Raw genomic sequence first — 11785 nt, forward strand, 5'->3', positions numbered from 1 at the left:
TTGTCGGCGAACGGATGCTCGAGGTACAGGTCCAGCGCGTAGTACTTACGCTTCAGGTCCGGCAGGTTCAGCTCATCCTTCGAGTAATGACGCTCGACGAACGAACCATCCGGCTGCACCTGCAGGAACGTGTTGCCGGTACCCGGGGTGAACAGGAAGCAGGCACCGCCGAGGGCCGGCGTACAGGTATCGTCGATCGCGCTGCGCAGCTGGCGCCAGGTGGCCTTCGCGCCCCAGTTCCAGTTGGGCGTGATCTGCTGGTCGAAGCCGGCGATGTACTCGTCCTGGTAATGCGACTTGAGGCCCTTCGCAGCCACTGTACGGGGATCCGGCGAATTGCCGCATTCCAGGTTGGCGGAGGTCGCATTGGTGCCGTTACAGGTGTAACCGGCGCCCTGGTCGACAGGCACCGAGGACAGGCCGGTCGGGTTGCCCTGGGCATCGACACCCGTGTAGGTGAAGTACTCGGTGGTGTTGAGCGAACCCGAAGCGGCGCGCACCGCCACGTTGTTCGGCATGGCCAGGTGGTAACGACCGGCGTTGGCGTACACCTTCAGCGTCGAATCACCGAAGACGTCCCACGACACGCCCAGGCGCGGGGCGAGCTGGTGACGCTGCTTGGCGTACACCTCGTTGGCACCGTTGTAGTTCTTGAACTGCTCGTTACGCAGGCCGGCGTAAACCATCCAGCGGTCGGTGACCTGCCAGTGATCTTCGAGGTACTGCGATTCCTGCACCGTCTTCACCTTCGCCGAGGTGGTGGTGTAGGACTTGATGACGTAATAGCCCTGCGTACCGAGGCCGCCCGCGGCACCCGGTGCGCCGACGCCGTGGCCGGCATCGATCGGCGCGTTCGCGCCGTTCTGCTGGCTGTAGGTCCAGCTGAAGCCACCGGGGAGCGAGGTACCCGTGAACGATTCCGCCTTCTGGTGATCGATACCGGCGCGGATGTCATGGTCGCCCAAGCGGTACTCGACGTCGAAGCGGTAACCGTCGGTCTTGTCTTCCGCACCCGGCACGCGCACGGCGGTGGAGGTGGTCTGGCAGGTGCCGTAGTTGATGCCCGGCGCGCGCGATGCCGCCGTCGAAATCACCACGAGCGGGCAGTTCGGGTTGTAATTGAACGGCGTCTGCACGTGGTCGAGGCGCTGCTGGCCGTACAGGGCCGAGACGGTCAGCGCATCGGTGATGTAACCGGTGTACTTGCCGACATACAGGTCACCGCCGTCCTTCTGGTACACACCGCCGTTCTGCGTATCGCCGTGACCCAGGTCGGCGTAGCTGAAGCCGTAGGTCGCGGAGTTGTACTCGGTCTTGTCCGAGACGCCGGTCAGTTCCAGGTGGTGGTCGTCGGTGATGTTCCAGTCGATCTTCGCCAACCAGCGGGGGATCTTGTACGTGTAATCGTTCCAGCCGTTCTTGCCCACGCTGGCCGAGGTGATCGCGCCGGCGGTGGTCGACGCGGCGATGCCCGCGCCTTCGCGGCGGTTCATTTCAGCATCGACGTAGAAGAACAGCGTGTCCTTGATCAGCGGGCCGCTGGCGTATGCGCCGACGGTGGAGCGCCAGTAGTTGTTCTTCTTGTAGTACTGGTACAGCGTGCCGTCGGTCGTCGGGAACGCACCGGTATCCGGGTAGTTCGAGTTCTTCGGGCTGGCGCGCGTGCCCTGCGGTTCCCAGATCGTGTACACGCCACCGTGCCACTCATTGGTACCGCGCTTGGTCACGATGTTGATGACGCCGCCGGTGGAACGGCCGAATTCCGCGCCGTAGCCGCCGGTGAGCACCTGCTGCTGGTCGATCGCATCGAACGGCAGCTGGGTCAGGCCGATCGAGGTCAGCGGATTGGTGACCGCGAAGCCGTTGATGAAGTATGCGTTTTCCGAGGAAGCGGAACCGCCGAAGCTCGGCACCGGATTGCCCAGGGCGTCCTTGTACGACGAGTTGGCGATGACGCCCGGCGCCAGCAGCGCGGCGGCGAGCACGTCACGGGTGATCGGCAGCTTGTTCAGCTGCTCGGCCGTGAGCACGGTGCGGGTATCGACCGACGACACGTCGATCGAGGGCAGCGCGGTTGCGGTGACCGACACGCCTTCGAGCGTGCTGGCCTGGGCGGCACTGGCAGCGGCGCCGAACGGCACGGCCGTGTTGCTCGAAATCGTGACCGCGACATTCTCGCGGGTGCTGACGGCGGTGTCGTTGTTCTTCAGGGTCACCGTGTAGGTGCCCGGCGGCAGCGACGTGACGCGGTAGCGGCCATCGCTCTCGACCGGTACTTCGCGGGTGAAGCCGGTCTGCGGGTTCGAGACCAGGACCTTGTTGCCCTGCCCGCCTTCAACGTTACCGGCGATACCGCCGGTGGTGTTCGACTGCGCCTGGACGGCTCCGCCGGCCAGGCACAGCCCTAGTCCGACAGCAAGCGCACTGCGACGCAGCTGGCGGCCGTTATGCATGACGTTCATCAATATCTCCCCAAGTGATGCCGCACGTCGTGGTGCGGCCCGAAAAATGACGCGCATCTACCTGCCCCGGCCTATGGCCAGGTTGCTTTTCGACGATGTCTTGTTCCCCTACCCCTGCAGCGGCAGCCTGCCGTTCCCCCTCGGAACGCAGGGCCCATGCCGGGCCGTACCCCTCACACGCGTACAGCGTGGTGCCGCGTGTTACGCACGTATACCGCAGCAATTTGCGATTCACAACGGGAAAATAACGGAACCATGACGGCCATCATGCAGTGTCGCGCGGGTAGTTTCGGCCGAATGTCAATGTTTCTTTCGGTGCATCAATCACTTGCCGTTTCGCTCAGGCATGACTTCCGGCACGTGTGTTATTACGTAACTAGGAAAAGTTCTTACGAAGAAGCGCTGAGTCCCGACCTACGAAACTTCTCAATCGAAAGGCCGTCGAAGGTATTTTCGTGTACACCGTAACGGCGCTCGCGCGTTGTTGCGCTAAGACGCCGGGGGGCGGCTAAACCAAATAGAAGAGGTTGCACAGGCATGAACGACAATTCGAGGGGATCCATCCGCGCGGACGCGCCCGGGGGCGGCTTCGAGAGCGGGCGCGCCGGTGGCGAAGTGCCTGCGTCCTCGTTCGCGAGCCGGGTCCGCCAGGTCATCAAGTTGAACGGCAGCGTCAGCGATATCGCCCGCCGCTGCGGCTTCTCCGAAGGCGTGGTGCGCAGCTGGCGCGATGGCAACACCGACCCCTCGCGGGGCCGCTGCGTGACCATGGCGAGGACGCTGGGGATTTCCCTGGTGTGGCTGGCCGCTGGCGAGGGACCGATGATGCTGGACGGGTCGTCGGAAGAACCGACCGGCCGGGCAGAAAGCTCGGATTCGATGCGCGGCCGCGATGACCGCCACGAAGTGGCCGCCGCTCCGGCCCCGCTGGATCCGTCGCGGCTGGCCGCGGCCATGAAGCTGTTGCAGTCCGATATCGAGCTGGCCGGCCACCGCTTCTCGCCGGTACGCCACGCCGACCTCGTCGCCGAGATGTACGCGATCCTGGGCCGCTCGTCCGAGCCGGAATACGCTGACCGCGTGATCGCGTTCCGCCGCACGGTGATGTCGCGCATCGGCGACGAGCCGAACGCGGCAGCGGCCTGATAGAAGAAAGCCCGGCCATATGGCCGGGCTTCTGGTTTCAGAGGCGGGAGATATCGGCGATCGCGCCGAAGGCCGCCTTTAGCTGGGCGAGCAACGCCAGGCGGTTGAAACGCACTGCCGGGTTGTCCGCGTTCACCAGCACATCGTCGAAGAAGCGATCCACGGGCGCCTGCAGCACCGCGAGGCGCTCCAGCGTGCCGGTGTAGTCCGCGCGGGCCAGCATGTCGCGGGCATCCGCGCGGGCCGCCTCCAGTGCGGCGTGCAGGTCGCGCTCGGCATCGAGCTCGAAATGGGCCGGATCGACCTGCGCCGGGATCGGCGCGGCGTTCGGCTCTTCCGCCTGCTTGCGCAGGATGTTCGCGACACGCTTGTTCGCGGCGGCCAGGCTGGCAGCCTCGGGGCGCTGGGCGAAGCCGGCGACGGCGCGCAGGCGGCGATCGAAGTCCGGCAGGGTCGCCGGCGCGACAGCGAGGACGGATTCAAACTGATCCGTGCTGAAGCCCTGCTCCGTGTAGTACCCACGCAGGCGCTCGAGCACGAAGCTGTTCACTTCATCGCCCAGTTCACGGCGGCGCGCACCGATGTCGATGTTCGGTGCCTTGCCGTCCTTGCCCGGCTTCACGCCAGCAACGAAGGCGGCCTCGGGCACGAGCTCGAAGGCTTCGGTGAGCGCGGCGCGCAGGTCGATGTCCAGCCCGCCCTCGATCAGGGTGCGGGCCAGGCCGAGCGCGGCGCGGCGCAGGGCGAACGGATCCTTGTTGCCGCTGGGCTTCATGCCCACGGCGAAGATGCCGGCCAGCGTGTCCAGGCGCTCGGCTACGGCGAGTACCTGGCCGACCTTGCCCGGGGCGATGGCATCGCCACCGAAGCGCGGCTGGTAGAAGCTGTCCAGCGCATCGGCCACGTCCGCCGCGATGCCCTGGCGGGTCGCGTAGTAACGGCCCATGACGCCCTGCAGCTCGGGGAACTCGCCGACCATGCGGGTCAGCAAGTCGCATTTGGCCAGCGCGGCCGCGTGGGTAGCCTGGCCGGCATCGACCCCGACCCGGTTGGCCACGACGCGGGCCAGCTCGGCCACGCGCACGGTCTTGTCCCACAGGCTGCCCAGCGACTGCTGGTAGGTGACGTTCTTCAGCGCATCCTGATAGTCGGCCAGCGGGGTCTTCAGGTCTTCATCCCAGAAGAACCGGGCATCGGCGAAGCGCGGGCGGATGACGCGCTCGTAGCCCTTGCGGATCTCGGCCGGGTCGCGGCTCTCGACGTTGGCCACGCCGATGAAATGCTCGGTCAGCTTGCCGCCGGCATCGAACACTGGGACGAACTTCTGGTTCGTCTCCATGGTGGTGACCAGCGCCTCGGGCGGCACCTCGAGGAAGGCGCGCTCGAAGGTGCAGGCGATGCCCACGGGCCATTCCGTGAGGTTGGCGATCTCGCTGAGCAGGTCGTCGCCCAGGCTCGGCGTGCCACCCGTGGCGACGCGGGCCACCTCGGCACGCACGCGCTCGCGGCGTTCGGCCGGGTCGGCGATGACATGCGCGGCGCGCAGGGTATCCAGCCACGCGTCGGCGCTGGCGACCTCGACGGCCTGTGGGTGATGGAAGCGATGGCCCAGGCTCTTGCGCCCGCTCGTCAGGCCGAGCACTTCGCCATCGACCACGTCGGTGCCGTGCAGCATCAGCAACGTGTGCGCCGGGCGCACGAACGATTCCTCGCGGCTGCCCCAGCGCATCGCCTTCGGGATCGGCAGGGCCTTCAGTGCCTCGACCACGATCTCCTGCAGCAACGCGGCCGTGGGCTGTCCGGGCTTCACGGCGCGGAACACGAACCAGGCGCCCTTGTCGGTCTCGAGCTTTTCCAGCGCAGAGACGTCCACGCCGCACGACTGGGCGAAGCCGACCAGGGCCTTCGACGGCGTGCCATCGGCGCCGATGCTCGCGTTCACCGCGGGACCGCGACGCTCGACGTTCTGTTCAGGCTGGGCGACCGCGACCGCCGGGATGTAGACGGCGAGGCGGCGCGGCGATGCGTAGGTCTTTGCCGCGGCGTAATCGCCCGCGACGCCACGCTTCTCCAGGCCTTCGACGACCCCGCGCGCGAAAGCGCCGGCAAGATCATCAAGCGCCTTCGGCGGCAGTTCTTCGGTGCCGAGCTCAATGATGAGCGGCAGGCTCTTATCGGCCATGGACGGCCTCCTTGTCGTTCTTCAGGCCGGGGAAGCCGAGTTTCTCTCGCTGCGCCACGTAGGCTTCGGCCACGCTGCGGGCCAGCGTGCGCACACGCAGGATGTAGCGCTGGCGCTCGGTCACGCTGATGGCGCGGCGGGCGTCGAGCAGGTTGAACGAGTGGCTGGCCTTGCAGACCTGCTCATAGGCTGGCAGCGGCAGGCCCGCGGCGATCAGCTTGCCGGCTTCCGCTTCGCACACGTCGAACCAGTGGAACAGCTCGGCCACGTTGGCGTATTCAAAGTTGTACGTGCTCTGCTCCACCTCGTTCTGGTGGAACACATCGCCATAGGTGACCACGCCATGCGGCGCGTGGGTCCACACGATGTCGTAGATGCTGTCGACGTTCTGCAGGTACATCACCAGGCGCTCGAGGCCGTAGGTGATTTCACCCGTGACCGGGCGGCATTCGAGGCCACCCGCCTGCTGGAAATAGGTGAACTGGGTGACTTCCATCCCGTTCAGCCACACCTCCCAGCCGAGGCCCCAGGCGCCCAGCGTGGGCGATTCCCAGTTGTCCTCGACGAAGCGCAGGTCATGGACCAGCGGATCGATACCCAGCGCCTTGAGCGAGCCGATATACAGCTCCAGGATGTTGTCCGGATTCGGCTTGAGCACCACCTGGTACTGGTAGTAGTGCTGCAGGCGGTTCGGGTTGTCGCCGTAGCGGCCATCCGTCGGGCGGCGGCAGGGCTGCACGTAAGCGGCAGCCCACGGTTCCGGTCCGAGCGAGCGGAGGAAAGTGGCCGGGTGGAACGTACCTGCGCCGACTTCGGTATCGAGCGGCTGCATGAGCACGCAGCCCTGCTCCGCCCAGTAGCGGTTCAGGGTCTGGATCACGTCTTGGAAGGTGGGCGCGGACATGGTTCCCGGGTCCTTGAGAAAGCGGGCTAGTATAACGGCGTAGCCTATTTACAGGGTTGGAGCGCATGGCAGTCAATCCACAACACGCCGCGGTGCTGGGCCGCCGGGGCCGGCTGGAACTGGAGGACGTCCTCGCCTCGCTGGTGGTGGACGGGTACCTGACCGGTGAGGACGCGAAACGCGTCCGTGGCGGCTCGCGATCGGGCAAAAGCGCGGTGGAGCTGCATCCGCTGGTGCTCATCGCCAACAGCAAGCTGGAGAACCGGCGTGAGACCGGCCGCCCGCTGAGCCTGGAGCTGCTGGTGGAATGGCTGGCGGGCAAGGCCTCACTGCCCTACCTGAAGATCGACCCGATGAAGGTCAACGTGGCCCAGGTTACCCAGGTGGTGAGCAATGCGTATGCGCAGCGCCACCGGATCCTGCCGGTCGCGGTGTCGCCCGGCGAGGTCACTTTCGCGACCGCCGAGCCGTTCGATGCGGCCTGGGCGCAGGATCTTGGTCACATGCTGCGGCGGGAGATCCGCCGGGTGGTCTCGAACCCGGTCGACATCAACCGCTACCTGCTTGAGTTCTACGGCGTGCAGCGCTCCATCCAGCTTGCCCAGGATGCCAAGGGCCAGGATGCGACCTCCGCGAAGATCATCAACTTCGAGCAGTTGCTCGAGCTGGGCAAGGGCGGGGAACTCGGTGCGGACGACCGGCATGTCGTCCATATCGTGGACTGGCTGCTGCAATACGCGTTCGAGCAACGCGCATCGGATATCCACCTCGAGCCGCGTCGCGATGCAGGCCAGATGCGCTTCCGCATCGATGGCGTGATGCAGAAGGTGTTCGAGCTGCCGCCGCCGGTGATGACCGCGGTGACCTCGCGCATCAAGATCCTCGCCCGCATGGACGTGGCCGAGAAGCGCCGCCCGCAGGATGGCCGCATCAAGACCCGATCGGCGGGCGGACGCGAAGTGGAGTTGCGTATCTCGACGATGCCCACCGCGTTCGGCGAGAAAGTGGTGATGCGTATCTTCGATCCCGACCTGGTGATGAAGGATTTCAGCCAGCTCGGTTTCGCCCCGGAAGAAGACCGGATCTGGCGCACGATGGTCGAGCGGCCGCACGGCATCGTGCTGGTGACCGGTCCGACCGGTTCGGGCAAGACGACGACGCTCTACTCCACGCTGAAGCATCTCGCGAAGCCTGAGCTCAACGTGTGCACGGTGGAAGACCCGATCGAAATGGTCTCGCCGGAACTCAACCAGATGCAGGTGCAGCCGTCGATCGACCTGGATTTCGCGGCGGGCGTGCGTACGCTGCTGCGCCAGGATCCCGACATCATCATGGTCGGTGAGATCCGCGACCTCGAGACCGCGCAAATGGCGGTGCAGGCCTCGCTCACCGGGCACATGGTGCTTTCCACGCTGCACACCAACGACTCGCCCAGCGCGGTCACCCGCTTGCTCGACCTGGGCGTGCCGCATTACCTCATCCAGTCGACGCTTGCCGGCGTGGTGGCGCAGCGCCTCGTGCGCACGCTCTGCCCGCACTGCAAGGAGCCCGCCGAGCAGGATGCGGACGAGTGGCGCGTGCTGACCCACGGCTGGGACGTGCCCATGCCCGAACGCGTCTTCGCGCCGGTGGGCTGCCTCGAATGTCGCAAGACCGGCTTCATGGGCCGTACCGGCGTGTACGAAATGATGCCGCTCTCGCCGCGCCTGCGCGCGCAGATCACCGCCCAGCTGGACCTGGCCCGGTTCAATGACATGGCGCTGCGCGAAGGCATGAAGCCGTTGCGCATCTCCGCGGCGGCGCAGGTCGCCGCTGGCCTGACCACGGTGCGCGAGGTACTCAACGTGCTGCCGCCCACCGATATCGACGAAGTCACGAATACATGAAGCCTGTTCTTATCGTCCGCACCGGGCGCGCCCCGGAAGTCATCAGCGAACGCCATGGTGATTTTCCGCGCTGGTTCCAGCTCGGCCTGCGGCTTCGCACGCCACGGCTGCAGGTCGTGGATGTCGAGCGCGGCGATGCGTTGCCCGATCCCGAAGATGTTTCCGGCGTGATCCTTACCGGGTCGGCGTCCATGGTGACGGAACGCCTGCCGTGGAGTGAACGCACGGCGGGCTGGATCCGCGATGCCATGGATATCGACCTGCCCATGCTGGGCGTTTGCTACGGGCACCAGCTGATGTCGCATGCCCTTGGCGGCCGGGTGGACTACCTGCCGGGTGGCCGCGAGATGGGCACGGTACCGCTGACGACGCATGGCCATGCCGCCAGCGACACGCTGGGCGGGGCGCTGCCTGCCGTGTTCCACGCGCATACCACGCATGAGCAGAGCGTGCTGGAACTGCCGCGCGGTGCCGTGACGCTGGCGCATTCGGTGCGCGATCCGCACCACCTCGTGCGCTACGGCAAGCATGCGATCAGCACGCAATTCCATCCGGAGTTCTCTGCCGAAGTGATGCGTGCCTACATCCGCCGCAAGCATGACGTACTGGCCAGCGAAGGGACGCCGCCCGCCGGCCTGCTGGATGCGGTGGTGGCGACGCCGCATGCGACCGCCCTGCTGCGCGGGTTCGTCCGCACGCATATCCTTGCGGCGCGGGAAGCCTCAGCCGCGTAAGCGGCGCACGATCGCGCCGCGCGAGAACAACGCGAACACGATGCCGAACAGGAAGCCGCCGATGTGGGTCCACCACACGACGGCGCCATAACTTGGCCCGGCGTAGCTGAAGAGCAACTGCACCAGTGCCCAGATGCCGATCAGCACGAAGGCCGGCACGCGGACGAATTCCAGGTACAGGCCGAGCGGTACGACCAAACCGAGACGGGCGCGCGGAAACAGCGTGACATAGGCGCCGACGACCGCCGACACCGCGCCGCTACAGCCGATGATCGGGATGCGCGAGCCGGTCAGCGAGATCGCGCCAATCACGTTGGCGACCACGCCGCCGAGCAGGAATAGCAGGAGGAATCGTGGCGATCCCAGGCTGCGTTCTGCCGGGAGGCTGAAGATCACCAGGAAGAGCAGGTTGCTCATCAGGTGCAGCCAGCCGCCATGGATAAAGATCGCAGTGATCAGGCGTAAGAGCGCCGGATCGCTCACCTGCTCGAGGAGCGGCAGCCCCGTACCGAACAGATGCGCGGGCACGGTGCCCCATTGCGACATGATGGCCAGGCGTTGGGTGTGGCCGGCCAGGGCAAGGCCCACGAAGATGACGACGCAGACGACCACGATGAGGATCGTGGCCCAGCAAAGCCGCGAGCGGCGACGCGTATCGACCCGGACGAACATGCTCAGGGAACGCCGCGAGCGAGGTGCGGGCCATCGGTCTCGAGCGAGGACAGCGCGAACATGGTCTCCGGGCCGACCACGCCATCGGCTGCGATGCCGAAACGCTGCTGCACGTTTCGTACGCGGGCTTCGGTCGGCGCATCGAACGTGGTCGTATCCGCCGCCTTGGGATCGCTCGGCGAAAGGTGCGATACGAGCCAGTGCATGCCTTCGCCGCTGTCACCGCGCGAGAGCTTGCTGGGCATGGCCGGGTCGACGCGGAATACGGCATAGAAGCGGCCGTTCCAGACGCGATCGAAAGCGTCGCGGGTCAGCTCGACGTACTTGCCGCCCAGGTACAGGCGGACGGCTTCGTCACCGGCACCAACGAGCAGCACCTGCTGTTTTGCGTGCGCGTTGTCGAGCTCGAGCACAAGCGGCCGGTCGAAGCGGCGCAGCTGGTCGAGCGAGCCGCGGCCGCTCACACAGGCGAACCCGGGGAAGATCAGGGCGTCGCAGTTCATGGCGTTGGCGACCGACGTCTCCTTGGACGTCACCTGCCAGCGCGCCAGGAGCTCACCCCATACGCGTACGCCACCGGTCTCAGGCGGTGGCAGCGCATCCTGGAGTTTCGCCAGGGCCTGCTCGGGCGTGACGGCCACGAAGCTCTTCGGGCGCGATGGGCTGTGCCCGGTGAAGACCCAGACCGCGAAGCCGCCGACAAACACGATGGCCAGCATCGCGCCGATCGCCAGGATCGGCTTGCGGTAGCGGCGCAGCCAGTAGCGCGCATGCTGCGGCAGCACTTCGCGCGCAACGAAACCGAGTGCGCGCTCGCCGATGTTTTGCTCGCCGCGCTCGGCGGCGCGCTCGAGCGCGCGGTGAGCGAGCGCATTCAGCCGACCGGGATTGCCCTTGCCGTCATCACGGAGGGAGCGCAGGCCGAGTCTGCTGAAGGGCATCTGGGCGCTGCCGGCGACATGCAGGCGGTGGCGGACGTAACGCTCGCTCTCTTCCTCATTCAGCGGACCAAGCGGCAGGCGGCTCCGCACATGGCGGGCCAGCGCCGGTGCGCCCGGGTCGGTCAGGCGTTCGCGCAGCTCGGGTCGGCCGGCCAGCACCCGGTGGAACGGGGCCTGGGCCTTCTCGCTTGCGACGAGCAGCCGCTCGACGATGGCCAGCCCTTCGTTGTCGAGCTGCTCGGCGTCATCGAGGATCAGGAGGAAACGATGGTTGACGTGGTGGGCCAGGCGGCCGAGGCCCGCGGCGAGGCCGTCGACGAGGTGGGCTTCGGTATTCGCCTCCGCACTGAGCGGCAGCGGCAGGCCGAAGCCGGCGTACATGGAGCGCAACCAGGCGACGGTTTCCAGGGCGTAATCGCCGGCACCGTGGCGCACCGGACGCACGCCATGCTGGGGCGCGTCGGCTTCGATCAACATGCAGAGGAGGGACTTGCCGATACCGGCTTCACCGGTGATCAGCGTGACGCTGTGGTCGCTGGCGCCGAGTTCGTATTCGACATGCGCCAGGATCTCACGCTCGCGCGTGAACAGGCACGCGAATCGCGGATCCGGTGCATCGCCAAATGGCGGCTCGCGAAGCCCAAAGGTCTGTAGATACATGGGCCTAGAGTAGCCGAACGGCCTGATTTTGGACAAAGAAAAAACCCGGTCTCAGACGAGACCGGGTTTTTGGGATAAAGCCCCTGGCGGTGACCTACTCTTGCATGGCTTGAGCCACACTACCATCGGCGCATGCGCGTTTCACTTCTGAGTTCGGGATGGGATCAGGTGGGACCACGCCGCTATAGCCGCCAGGGA

The 11785-nt window shown here is 66.3% G+C and carries 8 protein-coding genes and 1 rRNA gene; 3 read left to right on the forward strand and 6 right to left on the reverse strand.

The annotated features are described in order from the left end of the window. A partial coding sequence (locus ACTHLF_RS08600) for a TonB-dependent receptor (RefSeq protein WP_440326586.1) occupies positions 1–2462 on the reverse strand: 2462 nt, incomplete at its 3' end. 537 nt (positions 2463–2999) lie between these two features. On the opposite strand from ACTHLF_RS08600, the gene ACTHLF_RS08605 reads away from it, so the two are divergent. After that, the gene (locus ACTHLF_RS08605; protein ID WP_440326588.1) at positions 3000–3608 is read left to right on the forward strand and encodes a helix-turn-helix domain-containing protein; all 609 of its coding nucleotides are present in this window, start codon (positions 3000–3002) and stop codon (positions 3606–3608) included. Positions 3609–3645: 37 nt separating this feature from the next. Here the strand turns inward: ACTHLF_RS08605 and glyS are convergent, their stop codons facing one another. Beyond that, on the reverse strand, positions 3646–5790 hold the full coding sequence (glyS, locus tag ACTHLF_RS08610) for a glycine--tRNA ligase subunit beta (protein ID WP_440326590.1): 2145 nt from the start codon (positions 5788–5790) through the stop codon (positions 3646–3648). After that, positions 5780–6694, reverse strand: a complete 915-nt coding sequence (gene glyQ, locus ACTHLF_RS08615) for a glycine--tRNA ligase subunit alpha (protein WP_440326592.1) — start codon at positions 6692–6694, stop codon at positions 5780–5782. The genes glyS and glyQ overlap by 11 nt, the downstream gene beginning before the upstream one ends. Positions 6695–6759: 65 nt before the next feature. On the opposite strand from glyQ, the gene ACTHLF_RS08620 reads away from it, so the two are divergent. Together ACTHLF_RS08620 and ACTHLF_RS08625 are read left to right on the forward strand one after the other, a co-directional pair. After that, positions 6760–8580, forward strand: coding sequence for a GspE/PulE family protein (locus ACTHLF_RS08620; protein ID WP_440326594.1), 1821 nt, complete (start codon positions 6760–6762; stop codon positions 8578–8580). After that, positions 8577–9314, forward strand: a complete 738-nt coding sequence (locus ACTHLF_RS08625) for a glutamine amidotransferase (RefSeq protein WP_440326595.1) — start codon at positions 8577–8579, stop codon at positions 9312–9314. Before ACTHLF_RS08620 ends, ACTHLF_RS08625 begins: the two co-directional genes overlap by 4 nt. On the opposite strand, the gene ACTHLF_RS08630 is transcribed toward ACTHLF_RS08625, so the two are convergent. The 3 genes from ACTHLF_RS08630 to rrf form a co-directional block, all read right to left on the reverse strand. Then, complete coding sequence (locus ACTHLF_RS08630) at positions 9303–9986, reverse strand: rhomboid family intramembrane serine protease (RefSeq protein ID WP_440326596.1); 684 nt, start codon at positions 9984–9986, stop codon at positions 9303–9305. The two genes, ACTHLF_RS08625 and ACTHLF_RS08630, sit on opposite strands and share 12 nt — an antisense overlap. A gap of 2 nt (positions 9987–9988) precedes the next feature. Continuing rightward, on the reverse strand, positions 9989–11587 hold the full coding sequence (locus tag ACTHLF_RS08635; RefSeq protein WP_440326598.1) for an AAA family ATPase: 1599 nt from the start codon (positions 11585–11587) through the stop codon (positions 9989–9991). An 81-nt stretch (positions 11588–11668) separates the two neighbouring features. After that, a 5S ribosomal RNA gene (gene rrf / locus ACTHLF_RS08640) occupies positions 11669–11783 on the reverse strand. Between the last annotated feature and the right edge of the window lie 2 nt (positions 11784–11785).

Source organism: Luteibacter sp., from assembly GCF_051958795.1.
In the GTDB taxonomy this organism is placed as follows: domain Bacteria; phylum Pseudomonadota; class Gammaproteobacteria; order Xanthomonadales; family Rhodanobacteraceae; genus Luteibacter.